The organism is Streptococcus oriscaviae, from assembly GCF_018137985.1.
GTDB classification, from domain to species: Bacteria; Bacillota; Bacilli; order Lactobacillales; family Streptococcaceae; genus Streptococcus; species Streptococcus oriscaviae.
This window is the reverse complement of record NZ_CP073084.1, coordinates 21310-46457: the sequence shown is the minus strand read 5'-3', so window position 1 is coordinate 46457 and position 25148 is coordinate 21310. Positions and strand designations below refer to the sequence as shown.

Below are 25148 nucleotides of genomic sequence, written 5' to 3'. Positions count from 1 at the left end.
AGATAGGGTCTTTGTTTTAGTGTTGTAAACTTCTAAAGATACAGAGTCCTTATTTGTAATTAAAAACATGAACGGCCAGCCAATCTGAAAACCTTGGAAAGAGAGTGTAGAAGATGCGGGCTAGGTTTAGTGTCCACGGAAGATTGACCTCCCGCTTCCTGCTTCCCAGACTAGCAGCAATCTTTTTGGCAACCACATCTGGTTGGAGCAAAAAGGCTTTGACACTCTCTTGATAGCTGCCGTCTGGATCTGCCAGTTCAAAGAAGCCAGTAGCGATTGGCCCCGGATTGACCGTTGTGACAGTCACACCATACTTGGCTAACTCTAAGCGAATGGCATTGGAAAAACCAAGGGCCGCAAACTTACTAGCCGAGTACACAGAAGACTTGGCTGTTGCGATATGACCACTCATAGAAACGATATTGACAATCTGACCCGACTGCCTCTCCTTCATCCGCTTGCCTGCCAAACGACACAAGGTCATGGGGGCAAAGGTATTGATATCAAACATATCCTGAACCTGCTGATTAGTGAAGGTTTCAAAATCATCATACACAGCAAAACCAGCGTTGTTAATTAGAATATCAAGCTGCCCATACTGACAATCCAACATCTCAAAGAAGGCCAACAAGGCTGCCTCGTCACGAATATCCACATCAAAGACAACTTTTTTCTCGTGGTAGGCATAGAGTTGCTCGATTTTTTCCCGATCCCTCCCCAGCAAAATCAAAAAATCATCTGACAAAAGCGGAACCATCTTCTCTACCAAACCACCAGAAGCCCCTGTTATCAAAATAGTTCTCATAGCTCAATTTCCTCAAGATCTTTGACAACATGAACCCGCTCAAAAATCTTACTAGCATCGCGGCGCAACTGACTGACATCTTTGGAAAGAAAGCGTGGACTGATGTGATTCAGCAACAACTGCCTCACTCCCGCCTCACGCGCCACCTCAGCAGCCTCCATATTGGTCGAATGACCGTGCTTACGAGCAATCCGCTCATCACCCTTACCATAGGTAGACTCATGCACCAGCACATCCGCATTGACGGCTAGGCGCACGCTAGCATGACACTTGCGCGTATCTCCCAGAATGGTTACCACCTTACCCGGACGAGGCGGAGAGAGATAATCAGAAGCAAAGATGGTTCTCCCATCTTCCAGCACCACATCCTGCCCACTCTTGATTTTTCCAAAAAGAGGGCCAAAAGGTACACCTGCTGCGCGCAGAGCATCTGCATCCAAGGTTCCTTCCAAATCTTTTTGCATGACACGATAGCCGACACAAGGTATCGTATGGTCCAACTTGTCTGCATATACCGTGAATTTATCTGTTTCAAGCACCTTGCTTACCTTATCCACCTCAAACTCATGGAAATAGATACGGTAAGGCAGGCGTGAGCCTGACACCTTCAAACTCGCTAGTACAAAGGCTTTGATGCCGACAGGGCCGTAGAGTTCAATGTCCGTCTGCTCCTCACTAGACTGGAAGGAACGACTGGATAAGAAACCTGGCAGACCAAAAATATGGTCACCATGCAGATGGGTAATAAAGATTTTAGACACCTTACGCGGACGAATTGTCGTCTCCAGAATTCGGTTCTGTGTTCCTTCACCGCAGTCAAAGAGCCAGACTTCATTGATCTCATCCAGCAACTTTAAGGCAAGACTGGATACATTGCGTGCCTTAGAGGGCTGACCTGCCCCAGTTCCTAAAAATTGAATTTGCATACTTTTCTTTCTATTCTTGTTTAATATAAAGGAGAGCTGTCCGACCCGACCAAGCAGCATAGAGCTGCCCCGAATAACAACCTGCAGCCTCCACTACCTCTTCCTGATTCAAGCCTGAAATCCGTACCCAATCCTCATTGGCCGCCACATCGGTCAAGAGATAGTCCGTTACCTGCGGCAGCAGACTCTCCTCATCTATCACCATTTCCTTCATGAAGACAACCCCTTCCTCCACAAACACCTTGTAGTGGGGGAAAATCTGGGCTAGTTCAAACAAAAGCTGAGGTCTTGCTTCTACCTTTTCTTCAGAAAAGACTTGGGCCAAGCCAGCCTCATTGACATAGGCAAAACCAAAGGATTTACCAGACAGATTCAGACGAACAAAGGGCTTGTCCTCCTCAAAAGACGGCTGGCTTGGAAAAAGGCCGAGCTGACAAGAGAGGTTCAGATAATAGTCTGTCGCAGCCTCTGGAGATTGTTTCTGGTAGATCTCGGCAAAATAAGCATTGATTACCGAAGGAGGCGGCGTGATAAAATCTAGCTTCTGCTGGTCAGTCAGACCGGCCAATTTTCTAGCCAAGTAAACCTTGTCAAGACTAGTAAAGCCGCCATAGGTCAAGGCCAAATCAAGATAATCCGTCATAAAATTCTTCCAATTTCCATTTGTTGTTTGGAGCAATATAGCCGGATACGATTTCCATATCGTCCTCGTAGCTCCGCTTCTCAATCAAGGTGATTTTCTCTAAGTCGTGCAGCTTGTAGGAGTGAGCCAGAGACACTTTGACCTCAAAGGGATGAAACATGGTTTTGATCTTGGCTAAGACCATCATCTGGATGTGGCTCTTAGCCTGTTCATCCTTGGCCGACAGCATGACATGGGGGTATTGACTGGGGGTAAACTGGTCATCCGTCTTGTCCAGTTTATTATAAAGCGCCAACCGAGGGATGTCCAGCATATCCAGCTCCTTGAGGATGTCCAGTACAACGCGCTCCTGCTCACTATGATTGGGGTCAGATGCGTCAATGACATGAAGCAGGAGATCCACATTCATCGACTCTTCAAGTGTGGACTTAAAGGCTGAAATCAACTCCGTCGGCAAATCCTGTATGAAACCAACCGTGTCTGTCAGCGTCACATTGAACTTGCCAGACAGATTGATCTGCTTAGTGGTCGCATCCAAAGTAGCAAACAGTTCATCTGCTTCATATTGACGTTTGTCCGTCATGGCGTTCATAATCGTAGACTTGCCGGCATTAGTATAGCCAATCAAGCCTATCTTAAAGACACCCGATTGCAAGCGACGCTCCCGCACCGTTGCACGATTTTTTTCAACGGTCTTGAGCTGGCGTTCAATATCATGAATCTGGTTGCGAATGCTGCGGCGATTAAGTTCCAGCTGGCTTTCTCCCGGACCGCGTGAGCCGATTCCTCCAGCCTGCCGACTGAGCATAATCCCTTGACCGACCAGGCGCGGCAGCATATACTTGAGCTGGGCCAGATGAACCTGTAATTTCCCTTCATGGCTGCGGGCCCGCATGGCAAAAATGTCCAAAATCAGCTGCATCCGGTCGATAACTTTCACTCCCAAGACCTCTTCCAAGTTGACATTCTGCCGCGGAGTCAGACGGTTGTTGACAATTACGGTATCAATCTCATCTGCTTCTACCATTTGGGCGATTTCCTCCAGCTTACCAGAGCCGACAAAGGTCTTGCTGTCGTACTTGTCGCGTTTTTGAGTGTAAACACCCTTGACCAAGGCACCAGCAGTCTTTGCAAGACTGGCTAGCTCCTCCATGGACATCTCGAAATGCTCTGTATCTTGTAACTCTACCCCCATTAAAAGGGCGCGTTCTTGTTCTTTCTGGGTTTCAATCATGTAAAAACTCCTCTACTGCCCCGCGGATTTTCTCCTTGTACTGGGGATCTGAAACCTGATACCATTCAACCTTCATGCGGTTTCTGAACCAGGTCAACTGCCTCTTAGCAAAACGGCGGCTACTCTGTTTGACCTTATCAAGCGCTTCATCCAGACTTATCTGCCCATCCAGATAGGGGAAAAATTCCTTATAGCCAATCCCCATGGCTGCCTGAGCAGTCGGGTGGTTCTGGTGGAGCCAGGTCACCTCCTCTAAAAGTCCTTGCTCCATCATCCGATCCACCCGTTGATTGATTCGGTCATAAAGAGCCTGACGGTCATCAGTCAGGGCAATGAGAAGCGCCTGATAGGGAGTTGGTTTGTTCTCTAGCTCCTTGCCAAACTGAGCCAACTCCAAGGTACGAATCAGCCGACGCCGACTTGTTTGAGAGCTGTCATAACCTGCCTGCTCTGCCATTTTTCCTAAATCCTCATCCGATAGGGCTTCCAACTCTGCCCGATAGGCCAGCACCTGCTGCTGGTCCACCTGACCGCCCAAATGATAGCCCTCCAGCAGACTTTGCAGGTAGAGTCCAGTGCCTCCTACCAGTATGGGGAGCTTTCCTCGGCTGGTAATCTCTTCTATTTTTTCCTGAGCTTCCTTTACGAAGTCGTAGACCGAGTAAGTCTCGGTCACATCCCGCACATCAATCAGGTGGTGCCGGGCCTGACTTTGTTCTTCTTCTGTCGCCTTGGCTGTGCCAATATCCAGCTGACGGTAAACCTGCTGGCTGTCACCGCTGATAATTTCTCCATTATAAGCCTGTGCCAGCTCAATCCCCAGAGCTGTTTTTCCGACGGCCGTTGGGCCAAGAACAACGATTAGTTTGGTTTTCATCTTTTTCCTTGAAAATTTTTTGGTTTTTGGTTAAAATCTATTATAACATAAGTAAAGGAGAAACGACTATGTGTAAAGGTTTTGGTAAAGGTTTCTTGGCCGGTGTTTTCACAACCGTGGCGCTTGCAGCAGGTGCTGTGTATGCGATCCACAAGACCATCATCGAGCCAGAAGAGTTGAAAGAAGCATTCATTGAAGAAAATCGCAAAAAAGCGGCTCGCCGCCGTGTGGCACACTAAGAAAGAGGGGACCCTCTTTTTTGTTTGGTTAAAACTATTTTTTCACTTGAAAGAGGTTGGGACTGCCCCAACCTCTCTTTTTATCTTCTAATGGATAATCTCTTCCTTTTCAATCATCCAAATGGTCCACATCATCATCACGCAGGTTAACAATAAGACGCTAATCAGCGGAAGCCAAGAGCCAAACATTGGATAACTGTAGCCCAAAAGGAAGGGGCCGACAGAGGCAATCAGATAGCCTCCTGCTTGCACCATGCCCGAAAGCTCGGCTGTCGCTTGACTGTTGCTGGTTTTCAGAGTGAAGCTCAACATCATATAAGGGAAGAGCGCACCTGTTGAGACCCCCAACATGAAGTGAATGAGCATCCAAAGGAGAAAATTAGCCGGCGCAATCAGCATGAGAAGCAAACCTACTACGGTTAAACTCGATAGTCCCAACATCATCCAAGCCCGCTGCTCCTTTTTCATGCGGGTCAAGAGGGCAGGAATAATCATGGACATGGGAATACTGGTCATACTGAACACTCCCAGCAGAAAACCTGCTTCTGCTTTTCCAAGGCCAATTGTTTGGGAAATAGTAGGCAACCAAGTCATCTCGGTATAAAAAATGGTAGACTGCAAACCGCCAAACAGGAGGAAAATCAGAGCCCCTTTATTTTTCCAGAGGGAGCTTGTCGCCCTTTCTCCTCTTGCTTGATCAAATCGGTGATTGTTTCTGACATTTGGCAGCCAGAATGCTAAGGCCAAGACCACTGCTCCAGACAGGAGAAGGATAAAAAATTGCCAAGAACTAGCGGCAACAATCGGCACTGCGACCATCGCCCCCAAGGTGGCGGCACAGCCCATCAAGGTAATGTAAAACGTACTATACAGCCCGATCTTATGGGGAAAGTGCACTGCAACCAAGCTAGGCAACAAGACATTGATAATGGCAATGGAAGCTCCAACCAACATGGTACCTAGATAAAGACTGGGAAGATTAAAGATTCGTATAAAAGAACCTGCTGCCATCGTCAAAAGAACAATGGCAATCAACTGTTCCAAACCAAATTTTGCGGCCAGTCGCGGCGCAAGCGTTGAGCAAAAGGCAAACATCAGGAGAGGAATAGAGGTCAGAATACCTAAATCACTGACAGAAACGCCCAAGCCTGCTGCTATATCAGGCAAGACTGCCGGAACAGCTGTAAAGGGCACTCGCATCACCACTCCTAGCATCATAATGCCAATAACCATAAAAGGAGCTTGTTTTTTCATTATAGCCTCATTTTCTTTTTTCACATTCACGAAAAAAACGTTCGTTTTTTACTGCAAAGACCATTATATCATAAGTGGAGATCCTTAGACAGTCTTTTGCTGGTCGTTTAATATTTTATCAAACTATAACCAAAATCTTTATAGTTATAGTTTTGAACTATACATTTGACCCCAAAATAACTATTTTTCAAAAGAAGATACTTGGGCTACAATAGAAACAAGATTCAAAGAAGGAAAAGAGAGGTTTATTATGACACATTCACGTTTTCAATTAGTTGGTTCCCTACTGCGTCCAGCAGACTTACTCGATATTAAACGCCAAATTGAGGAAAGAGAAGACATTCAATATCCTTTCTATGATGCCTTTCCCGACTATCAAGACCTCGAAAAGCAAACCATTGCAGCGATTGTAGCAGAGCAAAAAGCCAATGGAGTTGACATTGTGACTGACGGAGAATTTTCCAAATCCATGTGGCACTTAGATTTTGCTTGGGGATTAAAGGGTGTAGAGCGCTATATTGCTGAGCATGGCTACCCATTTAAAAACCCTGACGGTACCATTTTTGAGACGCGTAAGGACATCGGCTTGCGCATCACCGAAGAGTTGTCTGGAAGAAACCACCACTTTATCGACATTTTCAAAACAGTGAAAGAATTGGCTGGTGATTCTCAGACCAAACTGACTGTCTGGGGGCCTGCCCATGCCTTTACTGAACTCGCTGTTTTCAACGGTCAAGTGGGGCCAGATCAGGTTTACAAGACCCGCGAAGACCTCAAACAAGGGCTTTTGAAGGCCTACCGTGAATTTCTGGAAGATTACAAGGCTGCTGGCGGCCAAATCGTCCAATTTGACGACTGCCTCTGGGAACTCTTTGACCCAGCCAACCCTGTCCCCTTCTTCCCACAGGATGACCCAGAAGCTCTGGCAGCTTTAGCAGATGAATTTGTCGCCATCAACAACGCCGTAGTGGCAATCGGCCACGAACTCGGTCTGACTGTTTGGACTCACAATTGCCGCGGAAACTATGAGAGCCGTCATGCGGCTGGTGGTACCTATGAAGCAATCGCTGAGAAATTCTTGCGTGACCAGAATTATGACCGCTTCTTCCTTGAGTGGGATGACGATCGTGCCGGCGATTTGAAAGCCTTGGAAAGTCTGCGTGATAAGAATGTCGAGGTCGTTCTCGGACTTCTCTCGAGCAAAACCAGCCAACTGGATGATGAAGAACGGGTCTACAAGCTCCTAGAAGAAGCCAGCAAGATTATACCGAAAGAGCGTCTCTACCTCTCTCACCAATGCGGATTTGCTTCCTGTGATTCTGGTAACCAACTGTCAACTGACCAGCAATGGGCTAAAATCCAGCAGGGGCAAGCTATCGCAAACACATTCTGGGGCAACTAATCTCCCTTTATCGAAAACAAAAGACTCCAAACCAACTTCCTAAAAGTAGTTTGGAGCCTTTTTTCTATTTTTGGTATTAGAGGAACTTGCGTTTTGGTACTTGTTTGTTAACCACTACATCCATTGGCCCTGCTGCCAATACGGCGTCCAGAACCTGCTTGTCTGAGATGGCCTTATCTAGTGTAATCTGATATTCAAGGATAAGGGCTTCTTTTTTCTTCTTGTAGCGAACGGATAAGAGTGTCGCCTCCTTGCAAGACTGTTCAAACTGCTTTTCAAAGAATTGGTGGTAATCAAATTCCTTTGGAACAGTAATTACTAGGTGGCGGCGGTTTTTATCCACTTGCACAAACTTGGTGTTTTCAAAAATCAGGATAGCAAGGGAGAGAAAGACTGTGACAATGACTGCCAGACCTAGATAACCCATACCTGTTGCCAAACCAATGGTCATGGCTAGAAGAACTGCCAGCATTTCCTTGGATGACCCTGCGGCCGATCGAAACTTGATTAGCCCGAAAGTTCCTGCTACTGCCACACTGGTACCTAGGTTGCCGTTCACCAGAAAGATGATAACGGCAATCAGACTGGGCATCAGACTCAAGGTGATGACAAATTCCTTACTATAATTGGATTTGTACTTGTAAACAGCCGCCAACAGGACTCCCAATAGAAGGCTGACGCCTAGAGTCAGAGCCATTTGTGTTAGAGTGATGTTGGAGTTGCTGGTGGTAAAGATACTATTAAACAGCTGCATGAGTCAATACCTCCTCGCTCGCTAGACTGCTGGCGAGCTTGTAAGCATTGCCGTATTTGGAGAAGGACTGCTTTTCAATCTGGTATTTATCAAGCAGAGCTGCCAACCAGTCTGGGAGGGCTTCAGGCACCTTGATTTCCATGATCATCTTATTGGGGTCTAGCAGAGGGCGACCGAATTTACCCTTGGTAACTGCCACGTCGACATCCCGATAAAGGAGGTTTTTGTCGATGGTCAAGCGCACCTTTCGATCTTCTTTTCCTCGGTAGGATACCCGGTCATAATAGATATACATCTTCGGCTTGATGGTTCCATAGCGTTCACGGAGCATTTCCAGTTCGGTGGTGACCTTTTCATCTTTGATGGTCACATCGGCAATCCCTTTTTCGATATAGTTGGTCACAGATACGGGATTTGAGGTCAAGCGGTACTTGAAACCTACCTTGTTCTCTTTCTTTTTGATTTCTAAGAAAGCCTGACTATTTGCCGTTGGCTTGGCATCGTAGACCCGCATGCGGATTTTCTCACGACCATTTTTCTTGGCGATAGAATCTTGGATCATCTCGAAATGCTCATTGTCAAAATAAATGTTGGTAATAGTGGACTTGGCATAGTCATCTGCTACCATGTGTTTGAGCAAGTCTTTTTCCAAAAGGGCAAACGTTGCCACATCTACGATATATTTAGACTCGATACGCTTAAATTGTTTTTGGACGATTCTTGTTTTCATCTTAATTACCTTCTTTACACTTTTGTAACGAGCAGATGTCTGCTTGCTTTACAAGTCATAGTGTACGGTTTGAAAATTAAATGAAACTGAAAGAAAGGTTAAAGAAAACTTAAGGCCTTTTAGGGAATCTAGCTTTCTTCGCCGAAAAAACTGTGCTACAATATTGCTAAGAAGCAAAAAGGAGAACAACTATGTACGAATTTGTCCTAGAGTACGGGTCTTTCCCTGTTAAATTAGTTGACGGTTTTGTTGATAATCGCACAGAAATCCCTGATTTTTTGAAAGACGATGAGGAAATGCTGGCTCGTTTGGAAGAAATAAACGCCCTCTTTCATCAGCTCTTTTTGACCATCGAATGCAAATTTGACTATATCGGCAAGCAGTTTCCGGATAAAATTGAAGTCCTTCGAGAACTCTACCATCCCTTGGCTGACGATTTACTCGCCAAGTACGGAGACCACGTTGAATTGACGATAGAACCCTTTATCTTGTAATTTATTCTGTAAAAGGAGATGACCGCGGTCATCTCCTTTTACTTAACTGTCTGGATTTAAGAAACTGAAAACTTAACGAATTTCGGCACCAAGCTGCTCCAAGGAGCGTCCAATCTTATCCATATACTTGGCAACTTCTTCATCTGTCAGGCTGTCTGATGGATTTTGGAAGGTCAGATTGTAGGCCATTGATTTCTTATCCGGAGCGATATTGCTACCTGTGTAGACATCAAAGAGCGTTACATTTGTCAGGCGTTTAACACCGGCACTAGCAATCGCATCTAGGACATCTTGATGTTTGGTATGGATGTCCAAAAGCAGAGCTATATCTCGGCTAACTGCAGGGAATTTAGAGATTTCACTAAATGGTGCTGCAGGTTTGAGGGCTGCTTCGATGGCATCCAAATTGATTTCAGCTACATAGGTTTCAGGGATACCGTACTCTTTGGCGGTTTGAGGATGGACTTGTCCGACAAAGCCGATTACTTGGCCATCCAACATGATGTGGGCCGTCCGTCCTGGGTGAAGATTCTCCATTTCACTAGTTGCTTGATAGGTCACGGCTAGGTTGTATTTGTCAAAGATAGCTTCCAAAATACCTTTGGCATGGAAGAAGTCAATTGCTACCGCTGCTGTTTGGAAGTCCTTTTCCGCTACCAAACCTGTTAGAGCAAGGGCAAACTTGTTGATCTCCTGAGGCAGGTCTTCTTTTGGGTTACCAGACTGTTCAAAGACTTTCCCAACCTCATAAAGGGCGAGGTTCTTGTTTTTCCGAGCTACATTGTAGGCTACTGTTTCAAGCATGCCTGCTACCATATTCTGACGAAGGGCTGAGCGGTCAACTGTCATTGGCCACATGAGTTCTGTCACTGCGGTTGGACAAGGCGTAAAGGCAACTGCTTTTTCAGGAGTGGTCAAGGCGTAGGAAATAATTTCTGTCAATCCTGCACCTTCAGCTAAACTCCGAATCTGACGACGGATTTGTTGTGTTTGGGTCAACTCACCTGCGGTTCCATCCTCTTTTGGAAGGGTCGTTGGCAAGTTGTTGTAGCCATAAATGCGGGCGATTTCTTCCACTAAGTCAGCTGGAATCCGAATATCCCAACGACGGCGCGGTACTGCTACTGTAAACTGACTTGCATCGCCAGTTATTTCCATACCTAAACGACGGAAAATGTCAGCGATTTGAGCGTAATCTAGATTGGTGCCCAAAGAGCGGTTAACATAGTCAAGACTAGCTGAAACGGCTACATCAGAAGTATCAACCGTACCTGCAGAAACGATGCCAGACAGCACCTGACCGCCAGCTAAATCGGCAATCATAGCGGCTGCTGTGTCCATTGCCTCTGTCAAAGTCGCAAGGTTAATTCCTTTCTCAAAGCGAGAGGACGATTCTGAACGAAGATTGAGGCGGCTAGATGTTTTGCGGATAGACTTGCCATCAAAGAGCGCAGCTTCTAGGACGATATTTTTTGAGGAGTTGTCAATTTCGGTATCAGCTCCCCCCATAACACCACCAAGCGCAACCGCCTTATCGGCAACAGAGATAACGATGTCTTCCTCAATCAGATCACGTTCTTCCGCATCAAGAGTGACCAATTTTTCTCCTTCTCTTGCTTGGCGGGCAACAATCTTCTTGTCCTCAAACTTATCCAAGTCAAAGGCGTGCATCGGCTGGCCGAAGTAGAGTAAGATATAGTTGGTAATGTCCACCACATTGTTGAGTGGGCGAATACCAGCATTCATCAGGAGATTTTGTAGCCACTGAGGACTCGGTGCGATGGTGACATTTTCAATAACACGCGCAGTGTAGGTCGCCACCTTGTCCGACTCGATTGCCACTTCAATCACATCGCTAGCTTTCTTGTCGCTTTCATCCAAGGCCACAGGCTGGAAGTTGACTTTGCTGTCGTAGATAGCGGCTACTTCATGAGCCACCCCACGCATTGAAAGAGCGTCCGCTCGGTTGGGTGTAATGGACAACTCGATTATCTCGTCGTCCAAGTCCAGATAGGAGAAAACTGGCTGACCGACAACCGCGTCTTGAGGTAAATAGTAAATTCCGTCTGCGTAGACCTTTGGTACTACTGAGTCAGAAAGTCCGATTTCACCGAGTGAGCAAATCATCCCCAAGGATTCAAAGCCACGAATTTTCCCTTTTTTAATCTTGTAGTTGTCTGCAATACGAGCGCCTGGAAGAGCCACAATAACCTTGATTCCTGCCTTAATATTAGGCGCACCGCAGACAATTTGATTCACTTCATCACCAACATTTACCTGACACACCGTCAGATGGGTATCTGGTACTTTTTCGGTAGATAGAACCTCTCCGACCACTAATTTGGACAGGGCTGCACTTTTTTGTTCAATTCCTTCTACCTCGATACCCGTTGTAGACATTTTATCTGCCAATTCTTGACTGGTCCCATCAAAGTCAACCAGTTGTTTTAACCATTTATAACTTACTAACATCTTTATCCTTTCTTCCTGAGTGGCTTTCTCATCAACCCATCACTCTTCCATTTGTCGCTAACCATACAAGCATCTTGATTGGAAAGCAGATGGACTTTGGTTGCATTACTTGAATTGCTCTGAAAATCTGCTGTCACCTTGATAGAAACCACGGATGTCGTTGATACCGTAGCGCAGCATGGCAATCCGCTCTTGACCAAGACCAAAGGCAAAACCTGAGTATTTGGTCGCATCAATGCCGCTCATCTCAAGAACATGAGGGTGAACCATACCGGCTCCCAAAATCTCAATCCAACCAGTCTTCTTACAAACATTACATCCGTCACCGCCACATTTGAAGCAGGAAACGTCAACCTCAACAGAAGGCTCTGTGAATGGGAAATAGGATGGGCGCAGACGAATTTGGCGCTCTTCGCCAAACATTTTTTTGATAATCATCTCAAGGGTTCCTTTGAGATCACCCATAGATACATTTTCACCGACAACCAGACCTTCAATCTGGTGGAACTGGTGGCTATGAGTCGCATCATCTGTATCCCTACGGAAAACGCGACCTGGAGAGATCATCTTGAGGGCTCCTTTTGAAAAGTCATGCTGATCCATGGTTCTGGCCTGAACTGGACTGGTATGCGTCCGCATGAGGATTTCCTCGGTGATATAGAAGGTATCTTGCATATCGCGGGCTGGATGATCTTTTGGTAAGTTCATGCGCTCAAAGTTATAGTAGTCCTTCTCTACTTCAAATCCGTCCACAATCTGGAATCCCATACCCAGGAAAATATCTTCGATTTCTTCAGAAGTTTGGGTCAACACATGGCGACGTCCAACTTTCACTTCGCGACCTGGCAAGGTTACGTCAATCGTTTCTGAAGCTAATTGCTTTTTAATCTTTTCTTCTGCTACTTTCTGCGCTGTTTCTTCAAATGCAGCTGTCAGAACATCACGGACTTCATTGACTTGTTTTCCGACAATTGGTTTCATCTCATTTGACAGGTCTTTCAATCCTTTAAGTAAGTCTGTCAGCGAGCCTTTTTTACCCAAAACAGCCACGCGCAATTCTTGCAACTCTTTTTCACTTTGGTGCTGGATTTCTTTTAATTTTTCAAGTGTGCTTTGGCTCAATTCAGCCAACTGTTGTTCAATGTTTGACATAGTTCCTCCAAAAATAAAAAAACGCATGACACCACTCATATCGGAGCGTTGTCACGCGGTACCATCCGTTTTCATCTGCAATGCAGACCTTATTTATGAACCTTTGAGTGAGTGAATTCAACCAACTTTCACTGGTTTGGCTTGCAGTCACGGCCAAACTCCCTAGACAGTTTCCATAGGCATACTAGTCTCACAGATTCCTATTCAATTAAGAATATTCTATCAAAAAGGAAAGCGTTTGGCAAGAAATCTTCTTGTAAAAAAACAGACTAGCTAGAAAGCTAATCTGTTTATTTCTCTTCTAATGGATTAGTAGCGAATGGTTTCCCGTGTTTTTTCATAGGAACGAACAAAACGCTCTGTTACTCCTGGCTCAACTGTTTCCAAGGCAAATGAAATTTCTTCAAAGGCCGCTTGGTAGTCGTACTCTTTCTCAAAAATAGTCAAAGCACGGTTAAAGGCTTTTTGAATATTGCTATCGAAGGAGCGGTAACGGTTTGAGTATTGCAACAGCTGTTCTGTCAAGGTTGCATTTTGAACGATGAGGTAAGCAATTTCTTCCAGTTCGTTCATATCATAAGTCGCATTTTCCAAGACACGATTCACAATTTCAATGTTGATGCGCTTGTAGTCCAATTCTGCAATCAAGGCCTCTACATGGCCACTGGTACGGAAGAAGGTTGATAGAAATTCTTCCGGAATACCAGGCAGATTGCGTTTTTCCATATAACGCTTGAGGGTATGCAGTTTGTTGATGTAGAGAGCCGCTTTCTTGCGAGCTGCTGCTTCAGAAGATTCCTGTGATTTCAAGTAATCTGCCAGAACCAACTGCTCTTCTTCCATCTCTTTCAATGTAAGGAGCGCGTGATCCAAGCGTTCTTCTAGGATTGAGTAGGCAACCTGTGGTGCATCTAACTCTTCGATTCCTTCTTGTACTACAAGTTCAAGCGAGGAAATTCGGTTAGACAACTGATTGATGCGTGACAATTTACTGTCAGCTAGGATGTAGGAAGTATTAAGACGCTCTGCCTCTTCTGTTAAGACCTTGGTATTCTTAGCAACATGCTCTAAGAATTTTGGCAAAGTCTTACTGATTTTAAGAGTTGCACGATGCGCTTCAATTTCACGAGTAAAGACCTTATAAAGGTGGTCGATTTTCGCTTGAATCTGCTCGTTCTCAGCTGCTGCTGCATCCAAATCAAACGATACGATCAAGGCTGTGTTCTCACGAATAGCTACTCGAATTTCTTGGAAGCGAGCTTCGATATTGCCCTCAGTGAAGAGATAGTTTTGCTCAACTAACTTTCTGTAACCAGCTTCCAAATCTTCCAACTGTTCTGGGAAGGAATGGTTGACTTTCTCAATCAGTCCAGGAATGCGATCCATAATCTGGTTAAGGGCGATGAGGTGTTCTTCTGTCTTATCCAGAATTTCAGATGCTTCAATCGGGTCACCAGAAGAGTTCAGCATGACAAATTCTGAAAACTCAACTTCGATATTCTTCAGTTGTTTTTCCAGCTCAGGCAAAGTTTCACCGTAAGTTTCAGATTTTTCACGGACTGATTCTTGGAGAGCATCAAAGAGATCCAAGGCATGTTTTACACGACCAGAGTTCTTCTGCTCTTGCTCTTTCAATTCTGTCAAGCCACTACGAATAGCTGCAATGTCCTCTTCAATCAGGTCAATCTGGCTTTCGATACTGCCGATAGCATTCTTTGCACTGATGAAGCGGAAGGAATTGTTGTATCCTTCAGCTTCAAAAATGTGATTTTCAATATCCGCAAAAGAATTGAGAGAAAGGTCAACCCATTTTTGGTTCCATTCACGGAAAGACACCTGACTCTGACCAATCAAATGAAGAGCTTTTACAGCTTCAACTTCATCGTTTACTGGTAAGTTAAAGAGTTCCTCCTTGCGCTCTTCCAAGGCAACCAGAAGTTTGTCGTTGCGCTTGCGAACGATCAGACAGGCTATATAGGCAATAATTAAGATCACAACAATCGCAACTATTAGAATGATTGTTCCGTTAGACATGTAAATCTCCTTAGAAAATAGTAATTACTAGAAAATATCGCTTAATTATACCATACTTTTCTAGTGTATGCACTTGTTTTTTTAGTTTTTAGACATCAAGTGTTGAATAAACAGCATTTTCTTCGATAAACTCTCGACGCGGTTCTACCTTATCGCCCATCAGCATATCAAAAATCTTGTCTGCTTCTGCCGCGTCATCCACCGAAACACGCGCCATCAGACGGTTTTCAGGGTTCATGGTTGTTTCCCACAGCTGGTGATCATCCATTTCCCCCAGACCTTTGTAGCGCTGAATGGTTGGTTTTGAGCGACCTTGGCTGTGTCTTTCTAAGGCAGCCTGTAATTCTTGCTCTTGATTGGCTCCCGGCTGGATATACTCTTTGATGTCGCTGCCGACCTTGACACCATAAATTGGTGGCTGGGCAATATAAACATACCCCGCCTCTACGATTGGACGCATATAGCGATAAAAGAGAGTTAATAGGAGGGTTCGGATGTGGGCTCCATCCACATCGGCATCCGTCATGATGACCAATTTTTGGTAGCGAGCCTTGCTGACATCAAAGTCTGCACCAAATCCTGTTCCCATTGCAGTAAAGAGGCTTCTAATTTCCTCGTTAGCCAGAATCTTATCCATGGTCGCCTTTTCGACATTGAGGATTTTACCACGAATAGGAAGAATAGCCTGAAACTCACGGTTACGGCCAGATTTAGCTGAACCGCCCGCAGAATCCCCCTCTACGATGAAGAGTTCTGTTTGGCTTGGGTCATTAGAAGAACAATCTGCCAATTTTCCAGGAAGGTTGGAAATTTCCAAACCGGATTTTTTACGGGTCACCTCACGAGCCCGTTTAGCTGCGATACGAGCCTTGCTAGCTAAGATACCTTTTTCAACAATTCGACGGGCAATCTGTGGATTTTCCAGCAGAAACTCTGAAAAGGCTTCTGAGAACAGGCGGTTGGTAATTTTGACAACCTCGCTGTTCCCCAATTTGGTCTTGGTCTGACCTTCAAACTGTGGGTTAGGGTGTTTTACAGAGATAACAGCAGTCAAGCCTTCACGGACATCTTCTCCTGTCAAATTCTCCTCATTCTCTTTGAGAATCTTATTCTTCTTAGCATAGTCGTTAATCACCCGCGTCAGGGCTGTACGAAAACCTTGCTCGTGAGTACCACCTTCATGGGTATGGATATTATTGGCAAAACTAATCACATTTTCGTGGTAGCTGGTGGTGTACTGCATGGCCACTTCCACCGTTATTTCATCCATTTCCCCCTCTGTGTAGATTGGGGTTTCAAAGATAACATCCTTATTTTCATTGAGGTATTCAACATAGGAGGCGATTCCTCCCTCGTAATGATACTCCTTGGTTTGTTCCAATCCCTCACGCTTGTCTGTAATGGACAGATGCAAACCTCTGTTTAGAAAGGCCAATTCCTGAATCCGCTTATTGAGCTTGGCAAAGTCAAACTCCGTAGTTTCCGTGAAGATTTCAGGATCTGGTGTAAAGTGAACAGTTGTTCCTGTTCGATCTGTTTCACCGATAACAGCCAAATCTGCTACGACATCACCACGGCGATATTCTTGGAAATAAATCTGACCGTTCTTGTGCACATGCACATCCAGCTGAGTAGATAAAGCATTAACAACCGACGAGCCAACGCCGTGAAGACCACCTGAAACCTTGTAGCCACCTCCGCCAAATTTTCCTCCAGCGTGTAGGACGGTAAAGACGGTTTCTACGGCTGGACGGCCGGTTTTTTCCTGAATATCAACAGGGATTCCCCGACCATTGTCCACAACAGTAATAGAGTTGTCCGGTTCGATGTAGACTTGGATTTGGCTGGCAAACCCTGCTAAAGCCTCATCAATGGAGTTATCGACAATTTCCCAGACCAAATGGTGCAGACCTTCTTTTGCGGTGGAGCCGATATACATCCCTGGACGCATCCGAACCGCTTCCAATCCTTCTAGAACCTGAATCTGACTGGCATCATACTCTTGCGCTTTTTCTTGTAAATCTTTGATTTCTTCTGTCATTTTTCTTCCTTTTTCCAGTAATAAACTAGTCTAACTAATACCCCTCATTATATCATATTTTTCACAAAAATCCCACAAAAAAGGGAGCCATACAGGTGTAAGTTGACTCCTTTTTTTAATATTAGCTTTTTCTCTTGTAAACCATGGACTGAGCGAGGCTTGTACCATCTCCTCCTAGCAGATCCACCAAGCGGTAGGCAAAGTCTAAACTTGTCCCTGCTCCGCGACTAGTTATAATCTGCCCGTCGACAACTACTGCTGTTTCTTGATGGTGGCCAGCTTCAATCTGATTTTCAATTCCCGGATAGCAAGTAAACTGACGGTCTGCTAAAAATCCTGCACGCTCTAATACAATAGGGGCCGCACAAATCGCCGCCAGCAACTTACCAGATGAGTAGGATGACTGCAAGGCAGTTATCAAGCCCGTATGATCTCTGAGATTTGTAGAACCAGGCATGCCTCCAGGAAGGATGACTAAATCATAAGGTGAGAGGTCGCCACCAAAAACCCCATCAGCTACAACTTTTATTCCATGAGAACCTGTTACCTCCAAATCCGTCAAGCCTAAAATGCTCACTTCCATATCAGCTCGACGCAAGACATCAACCGGGGTCAATGCCTCAATTTCTTCAAAACCCTCGGCCAACAAAACTGCTACTTTTGCCATAATATTCCTACCTTTCTACACGTTTGATGCTTATCTTTTTATAGGAACGAGATTGAGTATTGCGCTTCTCCTTTGAGAGTGTATATTGGTAGCTCATGGATAAGACTAAGCCGACGCCAATCAAATTGGCCACCATCGAAGACCCCCCTTGGGAAATAAACGGAAGAGGAATCCCTGTCAAAGGCAAGACACCTGTTGCTGCACCTATATTTTCAAAGACATGGAAAAGTACCATCATGATATAACCTGTTGAAATATAGGTGTAGAATCGATTGTTGGATTTAAGCGTAATCCGCAACATCCGATAGATCATCAAAGTATACAATCCAATGAGCAAACAGCCTCCTACAAAGCCAAAATCCTCACCGATAACAGTAAAAATCATATCACTCTCTCGAACAGGAACGAGAAGATTGGTCTTGTTGAAACCAAGGCCTGTCAAGCCTCCGCTACCAATAGCAATTAAACTTTGAGCTTGTTGATAGGTCGTTGACTGGGCATTTTTAAAAGGATCCAACCATGCCGAAATCCGGTTGATCTGATAGGTATCCATGCCCAAGTCATGCAAGAAGGCCGTTCCTCCCGGTGAAACAAACAGGAGCATGAAACCACTGACAAGGGCCAGACCAACAGTGACTGTCGGAAGGAGAATTTTCCACGAAACTCCTGACAAGAGAACCATTCCTCCAAAGATGGCTACAAAGACAAGGGAGGTTCCCAAGTCGCTCTGTAAGCCCAACAAAACCAATACCGGCAGGGTGCATAGCCCCAACAGACCAATCAAAAGAAAATCGTGTCTGAGTTCCCTCTTGGGATAGCGTTTATGAAAGGTAACAATTACGCGTGCCATCATGAGGATGTAGGAAATTTTCATAAATTCAGAAGGCTGAAAGAGGGTCATCCCACCGATAGTCACCCAGTTTTTAGCCCCTGTCGAAGCCACCAATTCTGGACTATAAAAGAAAAGCGGCAGAACCATCAAACCGAGTCCGAACACATATAAAAACGGCGTTGCTTTCCAGAGAAACTCGGTACTAAAAAACATAACTAAAAAGGCTGAGATAATCCCCACTACCACCCACATCAACTGCTGCCCGACAATTTGGGCAACAAGATCTGGATAGTCCTGACTGACAGCGATGTAAACCGCCACAATTCCAATCAGCAACAAAAAAAAGACAGGCAAAATCAGAGAATAATCAATTCGGCTATCAACCGAGCTTCTATTTTTAAACATTGTCAACCTCATACTTTCTCAAAACACATCACATACTGTATTCTCACATTATAGCAAAATCTGGCATCTTTTTGAACTAGAAAGGGAAGAAAATTCTACCGTTTTTCCCAACATATCCATCTGCCTATTAACCAATCTTTTCTAGCATCAACTTCTCCACGTTTAAAACATGAAAAAACAGCCCGCTTAGGGGCTGCCAACTGCTTATTTGAGACCGTATTTTTTGTTGAAACGATCCACACGTCCATCTGCTTGAGTGAACTTTTGACGTCCAGTGTAGAATGGGTGTGAGTCAGATGAAATTTCCACACGGATCAATGGGTAAGTTTCACCTTCAAATTCGATAGTTTCTTTAGAGTTCTTTGTAGAACCGCTAAGGAACTTATAGCCTGTTGTAGTGTCCATGAAGACAACTGTGCGATATTCTGGATGGATATCCTTTTTCATTTTAAAAAATTCCTTTCTGCCATGGTCTCTTTCCGAGCCATAGATTATAACTCGTATAGTATACCAAGAATTTTCTTGTTTTGCAAGTAATTTCTTTATCTTTTATTGGACAGAAGCTCCCGAGTCTGCATCTGTCATAATGCGCGAGCCAAAACCGCCTTCTGATGCCCCAGAGTCTGTATCAGTCGGCGCTTGAAGACCATCTCTTGCCATCAGAGAAATCCGCTCCATTTCTGGTAGTTCGTTCCTTTTCGCACTCATACAATCACTCTTTCTCTAAGACCTGGGGTAATAATCATTTGGTTGTCGATTGTTAGGATAATCGCTTCTAAACCATCGTGGTCAAGAACTGTCTGGTAGATGTCTGTCAGTGACTGCCCAAATAAGCGACTTGTCCAGATTTCGCCATCCACCGACTTGTCAGAAACAATGGTCAAGCTAGCCAAGTCTGACTGAATCGGATAACCAGTCGTCGGATCCAAGATATGGTGATAGGTGTTTCCATTCACTTCTAGGGTTCGTTCATAGATTCCTGAAGTGACAACAGATCCCTGTTCTAACGCCAGAACAGCTACATTATTCCCACGCGGTAAACGCGGGTGCTGAATTCCTATCTTCCACAATCCATCCTCATTATGTTGGGCTGCCCCAAAAGTCAGAACATTCCCTCCAAGATTGATCAGACCAGATGCCACCCCCATCCTCTTGAGAAAATCGACAATCTTATCCGCTACATAGCCCTTAGCTAAGGCACCCAAGTCAATCGCCATGCCCTCTTTTTTGAGATAGACCAACCCCTCCTCAGGATCCATTTCAATATCCTGAGGACGAATGAGTTGCAATTTTTCATCAATGGTCGCCTGATCGGGCAAACGAGCATCTTTAAAACCAATTCGCCAAGCCTGTACCAAGGGGCCTATGGTGATATTGAGATAACTGCCCGAAGCACAACTATGCTGCTTTCCCAAGGCAATCAACTCATACAGATCCTCGGCCACAGGAACAGCCTGAACTCCTGCATTCAGATTGACCTCCATCAGCTCAGAGGTTAAATCATTAGCTGAGAAACGATTCTTATAGAGATAAAGCAATTCTTCCACTTGATCCAAAATGGGCTCTGGCTGGTCATGCCAAATTTTGGTTTCAATGACGGTTCCCATCAGACGAAGACTACGACTACTTGACTGCATTGGCCACTACCTCTTGGATTTCCTGATATATCGCATCGTTTTCGGCTAGGGAGTAGGAATTTGCTCCGCTCGCCAAGGGATGCCCGCCGCCGCCATGTCCTTTGGCAATTGTATTGATTGGAACGACCTTGCTGCGCAAGCGAACACGATAAGAACCGTCTTTTTGCTCAACAAAAACAGCCCAGGTCTGCACAGCATCAATCCGTCCAGGTGCCGGAACAATCGCCGACGTATCTGCATCCGTTACCTGATAAGCCGCTAGGGTTTCTTGACTGAGAATGACACGGGCTGCTCCATTCTGATCAACCTCTAAATGGTCATAGACGTAGCCCGTCAGTTTAGCAATTCGATAGTCCATACTATCCATCCGACGGGACAAACCTGCAAAGTCAAAATCATATTGACGCAAGCGACCAGCCACATCAAAGGTTTTAGCCGTGGTTGAAGGATAAAGGAAACGCCCTGTATCCCCTAAAATACCTGCATAGAGTAAAAAGGCTATCTCTGGGGTCACTTCTAAGTCATGATCAAAAGCAAAGCGAGCAATCATCTCGCTGCAAGAGCTGGCAGTTGTGTCCACCCACACTATATCTCCATACGGTTCATCGTTAGGATGATGATCGATTTTTATCAGTTGAGCTCCCAGCAAGTAACGTTGGTCATCAATCCGCTCCTTATTAGCCGTGTCAGTGACAATGACCAAAGCTCCCTGATAGTCCTCCTCCTTAACTTCATCCATCTTGCTGAGCCAACCTAAACTCGGTTCGTCAATCCCTGTCACCAATATCCGTTTACTTGGATAATTGTACTGTAAGAGCTTTTGAAGCCCAACCTGACTTCCCAAAGCATCAGGATCAGGACGAACATGACGATGGATGATGATGGTCTCAAATTTCTGAATGGTCTTTAAAATCTTACTATAATCGTTCATGGGTAATCTCCTTTGAACCATTTTAACACAAAGAGGGCGCTTTTGATAGCTCTTTGGCCTTTTGCAAATTATTGAGATTATGGTATACTAGACCCATCATCTATATTTTGGAGGAAACTATGGCACTAGCAAAAATTGTCTACGCTAGTATGACGGGAAATACGGAAGAAATCGCAGATATTGTCGCAAATAAATTGCAGGAACTTGGACTTGAAGTCCATAACGATGAATGTACTACAATCGAAACAGAAGAAATTTTAGAAGCAGACATCATTGTTGTTGCGACCTACACTTACTCTTACGGAGGAGATGGTGAACTTCCTGACGAAATCGTTGATTTTTATACTGACTTGGCAGACCTTGACCTAACTGGAAAAGTCTACGGAGTCTGCGGTTCAGGAGATACCTTCTACGATGACTTTTGTAGTGCCGTGGATGATTTTGATCTTATGCTCTCTTCGCGTGGAGCTACTAAGGGGGCAGAAAATGTCAAAGTTGACTTGGCTGCTGAAGATGAAGACATCATTCGTCTGGAGCAATTCGCTACTGATTTGGTCGCAAAACTTGGATAAACCTCACCAGCAATCAATAGATTGCTGGTTTTTTCTTGCCAAAACGTAGAAAAAACTATATAATTAACTAGTTAAGTTTTTTATCTAGTAAAGGAGAAACTATGGCAAAAAAATCAAAAATCGCCCGTTATCAAAAACAAGTACAGCTCATCGAACGATATGCCGACCTGCGGCGGCAACTCAAAAAAGAAGGAAACTACGAAGCTCTTCGGAAACTTCCTCGTGATTCCAATCCCAATCGACTGAAAAACCGAGATGTATTAGACGGTCGCCCTCATGCTTATATGAGAAAATTTGGCCTTAGTCGCATCAACTTCCGCCAGCTTGCCCATAAGGGGCAAATTCCTGGTGTAAAAAAAGCTAGCTGGTAGAGAGTGCATTCCACTCTCTTTTTTGCTATACTTAACACAGAACAAATGGAGGTTCGCTTATGAATTTAGAAACAATCCGTCAAGAAATTGATTTAGTGGACAGTCAGTTAGTGAAGCTTTTGGAGCAGCGAATGGAACTGGTTAGTCAGGTCACCGCCTATAAAAAGACTCATGGAAAGGCTGTTTTGGACAACCAACGGGAAAAAGAAGTCTTGAAAAAAGTCGCAGATCGAGTTGTTTCAGACGACTATCGGGCCACTATTGTCGCCACTTTTTCAGATATCATGGCTCAATCACGCGCCTATCAAACCAGTCAATTGGAGCGGACACATGAAACGCTTGACTGAGCCCTTTCTCGTTTTTCTTTTAGCGGCTTTAGCTGGCATACTTCGCTACCTGCTCACTCAAACCTTTCCATCGTTGACAGGACTTTCATGGCCCTTAATCATCATCAATCTGGTTGGAGTATTTCTCTTGACCTATTTTGTTAAATCTTATCTCCCTCAGCGTAATTGCTCTCCTACCCTTCTAACAGGACTCGGAGTTGGATTTTTGGGTGGCTTAACTACTTTGGCAAGTCCCTTGCTTGATATGGTCCTTAGCCTTCAAGCAGGAGATTTCACGCTATTTGGCTTCTTGCTTTTCATCTATCTACCTGGCGGACTGGCTGTGGCTTTTTTCGCCTACGAATCTGCTCATAAAAAGGAGAATGCCGGGAAATGACTCTAGTTTTCATAGGATTCTTCTGCGGTCTAGGAGCGCTGTTTCGCTATGCCCTGGGCCATCTTAACCAAAAAAAATTGCCATTAGGTACCCTACTAATCAATCTCAGCACCTGTTTCCTGGCCGGCTTTTTCTACCGTTTTTCTGCTGAGAGCCAACTCTATCCCATTCTGGCTGCCGGTTTTCTAGGCGGACTCGGTACCTACTCGACCCTCAATTACGAACTGATTCGATTATTCCCTCATAAAAAATGGTTCACCCTTTACTTCTGCCTAACTTACGGCGGCGGACTATTACTTGTCTGGCTCGGTTTGACACTGTAAGCAGAAGCTAAAACCCTTGAAAACATTGAGTTTTCAAGGGTTTTCTTCATATTCTATCTCCCCTGCAGGAATCGAACCTGCAACTAATTCTTAGGAGGAATTTGTTATATCCATTTAACTAAGGGAAGGTCTGCATTTATTGTATCGCAGACGGGCAAAGATTGCAAGAGAAAAAATGAGGGTACTTAGTCTTCAAAATACTTGCGGTACTTGGTCATTTTTTCTTTAAAAAGCTCTGCATTGCTCGGAGCAGTGTAGGTCACTGCATTGGCACCAGCCTCAATGACCTGAAGAATACTTTCTTCAGTAGGCCCACCTGTTGCAATAATAGGAAAGTCAGGGAAGTCCTCACGAATATGTTTAACAACCCTAGGTGTGTCAGGTCCACAGCTTACATTTAAAATATCCACTCCTGCCTGAATTCTGGAGGCTAAATCTGCTTTTTCAGAAACAACGGTGTAAATAATCGGAATATCCGCAACCTTATTGATTTCTGCGATGGTATCTATGTCAGTTGGGCCATTGACAACTACTGCATAAGCACCCTCTGACTCGGATAAGAGGCTCATATTGGCAGAACGTAAGCCAGTCGTCAGACCACCACCTACCCCTGCCAAGACTGGAACAGAAGCCACCATCATGATACTTTTGATGATGGCTGGACTTGGAGTAAAAGGATAGACAGCTAAAACAGCATCCGCATCATGATTGGCAATGACCGCTACATCTGTTGTAAATAAAATCGACCGAATCCGCCGGCCGTAGATCCGAATTCCTGAACATTTTTTAATGACTTTGGGCACTTCTACGATGTCCTGTCGCAAATCCGACATAACCCGTGGAATTTTCTTTTCTTCAACCATCAGCAGTCCTCCCTCGTATTAGGATTATTCTACTACATTTCATTGAAACTTGCAAAGTCGCTGGAAATCACCATAGAAAAAAGACACTCTTGCGAGTGTCTACCGTAGTCAATCTATTGAGCTAGGCTCTTCGATGTGATCTTAACGACGGATTTCTTTGATACGCGCAGCTTTACCTTGCAATGCACGCAAGTAGTACAATTTAGCACGACGTACTTTACCGTAACGTACAACTTCAATCTTATCAACACGAGGAGTGTGGATTGGGAAAGTACGTTCTACACCTACACCGCCAGAAATTTTACGAACAGTGTACATTTCTGAGATACCTTGACCTTTACGAGAGATTACAACCCCTTCAAAGATCTGGATACGCTCACGGCTTCCTTCCACAACCTTAGCGTGAACACGAACAGTGTCACCAGGACGGAAAGAAGGGATGTCGGTACGAAGTTGACCTTCTGTCAAACTTTGGATCAATGGATTCATTTTTTTCTCCTATCTTTGTCAATCATAGGTGCTTTTAAACCCAGCGGATAAACTGTATTTTTGTGCGTCCATTACACACAAGAGCTATTATACTAGATTAGCTGAAATATGTAAAGGAAAATTATCGTTTTAAGTTATTTTTCTTATTCAAATAAACCATTTTGTTTTAGTCTTTTTTAAGAATCGTATCTTATACTAGACCTATGCTTAAGCAAAGCATACCTTCTTTTCACGGTTGATAAAGTCAACCACTAGCTGCCTCACATTCTCTTGAGGCA

General features: G+C 44.7%; 28 protein-coding genes and 1 tRNA gene. 8 read left to right on the top strand and 21 right to left on the bottom strand.

The window, feature by feature from the left end:
• Positions 1-49 precede the first annotated feature (49 nt).
• Genes INT76_RS00255 through miaA form a run of 5 tightly spaced genes read right to left on the bottom strand, consistent with a single transcriptional unit; the run spans position 50 to position 4485 of the window.
• Positions 50-805 (bottom strand): SDR family NAD(P)-dependent oxidoreductase, encoded by a 756-nt coding sequence (locus tag INT76_RS00255; RefSeq protein WP_212570920.1) that lies wholly within the window; start codon positions 803-805, stop codon positions 50-52.
• Entirely contained in the window at positions 802-1731 is a 930-nt protein-coding gene (rnz, locus tag INT76_RS00250; RefSeq protein WP_212570918.1) for a ribonuclease Z, read from the bottom strand. Before rnz ends, INT76_RS00255 begins: the two co-directional genes overlap by 4 nt.
• Before the next feature lie 10 nt (positions 1732-1741).
• Positions 1742-2374: a cystathionine beta-lyase gene (locus INT76_RS00245; RefSeq protein ID WP_212570915.1), complete on the bottom strand. Its 633-nt coding sequence runs from the start codon at positions 2372-2374 to the stop codon at positions 1742-1744.
• The gene (gene hflX, locus INT76_RS00240) at positions 2358-3608 is read right to left on the bottom strand and encodes a GTPase HflX (protein WP_212570913.1); all 1251 of its coding nucleotides are present in this window, start codon (positions 3606-3608) and stop codon (positions 2358-2360) included. The genes INT76_RS00245 and hflX overlap by 17 nt, the downstream gene beginning before the upstream one ends.
• The gene (gene miaA, locus INT76_RS00235) at positions 3601-4485 is read right to left on the bottom strand and encodes a tRNA (adenosine(37)-N6)-dimethylallyltransferase MiaA (RefSeq protein ID WP_212570911.1); all 885 of its coding nucleotides are present in this window, start codon (positions 4483-4485) and stop codon (positions 3601-3603) included. Before miaA ends, hflX begins: the two co-directional genes overlap by 8 nt.
• A gap of 68 nt (positions 4486-4553) precedes the next feature.
• On the opposite strand from miaA, the gene INT76_RS00230 reads away from it, so the two are divergent.
• Positions 4554-4724: a DUF3042 family protein gene (locus INT76_RS00230; protein ID WP_212570909.1), complete on the top strand. Its 171-nt coding sequence runs from the start codon at positions 4554-4556 to the stop codon at positions 4722-4724.
• Positions 4725-4811: 87 nt separating this feature from the next.
• Here the strand turns inward: INT76_RS00230 and INT76_RS00225 are convergent, their stop codons facing one another.
• Positions 4812-5978: an MFS transporter gene (locus INT76_RS00225; RefSeq protein ID WP_212570907.1), complete on the bottom strand. Its 1167-nt coding sequence runs from the start codon at positions 5976-5978 to the stop codon at positions 4812-4814.
• 250 nt (positions 5979-6228) lie between these two features.
• Here INT76_RS00225 and INT76_RS00220 point away from each other — a divergent pair, with 250 nt between their 5' ends.
• Positions 6229-7380 (top strand): cobalamin-independent methionine synthase II family protein, encoded by a 1152-nt coding sequence (locus tag INT76_RS00220; RefSeq protein WP_212570905.1) that lies wholly within the window; start codon positions 6229-6231, stop codon positions 7378-7380.
• 76 nt (positions 7381-7456) lie between these two features.
• On the opposite strand, the gene INT76_RS00215 is transcribed toward INT76_RS00220, so the two are convergent.
• On the bottom strand, positions 7457-8134 hold the full coding sequence (locus INT76_RS00215; RefSeq protein ID WP_212570903.1) for a DUF4956 domain-containing protein: 678 nt from the start codon (positions 8132-8134) through the stop codon (positions 7457-7459).
• Positions 8121-8864 carry a polyphosphate polymerase domain-containing protein gene (locus tag INT76_RS00210; protein WP_212570901.1) on the bottom strand — a complete coding sequence of 248 codons (744 nt, stop codon included), beginning with the start codon at positions 8862-8864 and terminating at the stop codon, positions 8121-8123. Before INT76_RS00210 ends, INT76_RS00215 begins: the two co-directional genes overlap by 14 nt.
• 191 nt (positions 8865-9055) lie before the next feature.
• On the opposite strand from INT76_RS00210, the gene INT76_RS00205 reads away from it, so the two are divergent.
• Positions 9056-9358 (top strand): hypothetical protein, encoded by a 303-nt coding sequence (locus INT76_RS00205; RefSeq protein WP_212570900.1) that lies wholly within the window; start codon positions 9056-9058, stop codon positions 9356-9358.
• A gap of 72 nt (positions 9359-9430) precedes the next feature.
• On the opposite strand, the gene pheT is transcribed toward INT76_RS00205, so the two are convergent.
• From pheT to INT76_RS00155, 10 genes are all read right to left on the bottom strand, one after another.
• Positions 9431-11830 carry a phenylalanine--tRNA ligase subunit beta gene (gene pheT / locus INT76_RS00200; RefSeq protein WP_212570898.1) on the bottom strand — a complete coding sequence of 800 codons (2400 nt, stop codon included), beginning with the start codon at positions 11828-11830 and terminating at the stop codon, positions 9431-9433.
• 105 nt (positions 11831-11935) lie between these two features.
• On the bottom strand, positions 11936-12982 hold the full coding sequence (gene pheS, locus INT76_RS00195) for a phenylalanine--tRNA ligase subunit alpha (RefSeq protein WP_212570896.1): 1047 nt from the start codon (positions 12980-12982) through the stop codon (positions 11936-11938).
• 309 nt (positions 12983-13291) lie between these two features.
• Complete coding sequence (gene ezrA, locus INT76_RS00190) at positions 13292-15016, bottom strand: septation ring formation regulator EzrA (protein ID WP_212570894.1); 1725 nt, start codon at positions 15014-15016, stop codon at positions 13292-13294.
• An 88-nt stretch (positions 15017-15104) separates the two neighbouring features.
• Complete coding sequence (gene gyrB / locus INT76_RS00185) at positions 15105-17057, bottom strand: DNA topoisomerase (ATP-hydrolyzing) subunit B (protein ID WP_212570892.1); 1953 nt, start codon at positions 17055-17057, stop codon at positions 15105-15107.
• 121 nt (positions 17058-17178) lie between these two features.
• Positions 17179-17724: a DJ-1 family glyoxalase III gene (locus tag INT76_RS00180; RefSeq protein ID WP_212570890.1), complete on the bottom strand. Its 546-nt coding sequence runs from the start codon at positions 17722-17724 to the stop codon at positions 17179-17181.
• Positions 17725-17731: 7 nt separating this feature from the next.
• A complete protein-coding gene (locus tag INT76_RS00175) occupies positions 17732-18961 on the bottom strand; it encodes an FtsW/RodA/SpoVE family cell cycle protein (RefSeq protein ID WP_249116157.1) in 1230 nt (409 codons plus the stop codon).
• Positions 18962-19165: 204 nt separating this feature from the next.
• The gene (locus INT76_RS00170) at positions 19166-19408 is read right to left on the bottom strand and encodes a type B 50S ribosomal protein L31 (protein ID WP_067091298.1); all 243 of its coding nucleotides are present in this window, start codon (positions 19406-19408) and stop codon (positions 19166-19168) included.
• Positions 19409-19510: 102 nt separating this feature from the next.
• Positions 19511-19669 carry a hypothetical protein gene (locus tag INT76_RS00165; protein ID WP_212570886.1) on the bottom strand — a complete coding sequence of 53 codons (159 nt, stop codon included), beginning with the start codon at positions 19667-19669 and terminating at the stop codon, positions 19511-19513.
• Positions 19666-20598 carry an FAD:protein FMN transferase gene (locus tag INT76_RS00160; RefSeq protein ID WP_212570884.1) on the bottom strand — a complete coding sequence of 311 codons (933 nt, stop codon included), beginning with the start codon at positions 20596-20598 and terminating at the stop codon, positions 19666-19668. The genes INT76_RS00165 and INT76_RS00160 overlap by 4 nt, the downstream gene beginning before the upstream one ends.
• Positions 20585-21529, bottom strand: coding sequence for a DHH family phosphoesterase (locus INT76_RS00155; protein WP_212570882.1), 945 nt, complete (start codon positions 21527-21529; stop codon positions 20585-20587). The genes INT76_RS00160 and INT76_RS00155 overlap by 14 nt, the downstream gene beginning before the upstream one ends.
• Positions 21530-21648: 119 nt before the next feature.
• Between INT76_RS00155 and INT76_RS00150 the strand changes: the two genes are divergently transcribed.
• The 5 genes from INT76_RS00150 to crcB all read left to right on the top strand — a co-directional run bounded on the left by INT76_RS00150 (position 21649) and on the right by crcB (position 23518).
• Positions 21649-22101 (top strand): flavodoxin, encoded by a 453-nt coding sequence (locus INT76_RS00150; protein ID WP_212570880.1) that lies wholly within the window; start codon positions 21649-21651, stop codon positions 22099-22101.
• 101 nt (positions 22102-22202) lie between these two features.
• Entirely contained in the window at positions 22203-22472 is a 270-nt protein-coding gene (rpsN, locus tag INT76_RS00145; RefSeq protein ID WP_212570878.1) for a 30S ribosomal protein S14, read from the top strand.
• A 59-nt stretch (positions 22473-22531) separates the two neighbouring features.
• On the top strand, positions 22532-22819 hold the full coding sequence (locus INT76_RS00140) for a chorismate mutase (RefSeq protein WP_212570876.1): 288 nt from the start codon (positions 22532-22534) through the stop codon (positions 22817-22819).
• Positions 22803-23195, top strand: coding sequence for a CrcB family protein (locus INT76_RS00135; RefSeq protein ID WP_212570874.1), 393 nt, complete (start codon positions 22803-22805; stop codon positions 23193-23195). The genes INT76_RS00140 and INT76_RS00135 overlap by 17 nt, the downstream gene beginning before the upstream one ends.
• The gene (gene crcB, locus INT76_RS00130; protein WP_212570864.1) at positions 23192-23518 is read left to right on the top strand and encodes a fluoride efflux transporter CrcB; all 327 of its coding nucleotides are present in this window, start codon (positions 23192-23194) and stop codon (positions 23516-23518) included. Before INT76_RS00135 ends, crcB begins: the two co-directional genes overlap by 4 nt.
• 56 nt (positions 23519-23574) lie before the next feature.
• Here crcB and INT76_RS00125 read toward each other — a convergent pair.
• The 3 genes from INT76_RS00125 to rplS all read right to left on the bottom strand — a co-directional run bounded on the left by INT76_RS00125 (position 23575) and on the right by rplS (position 24870).
• Positions 23575-23646 (bottom strand) — tRNA-Arg (locus tag INT76_RS00125).
• A gap of 57 nt (positions 23647-23703) precedes the next feature.
• Complete coding sequence (locus INT76_RS00120) at positions 23704-24381, bottom strand: beta/alpha barrel domain-containing protein (protein ID WP_212570862.1); 678 nt, start codon at positions 24379-24381, stop codon at positions 23704-23706.
• Positions 24382-24522: 141 nt separating this feature from the next.
• A complete protein-coding gene (gene rplS / locus INT76_RS00115; RefSeq protein ID WP_212570860.1) occupies positions 24523-24870 on the bottom strand; it encodes a 50S ribosomal protein L19 in 348 nt (115 codons plus the stop codon).
• Positions 24871-25148: the final 278 nt, after the last annotated feature.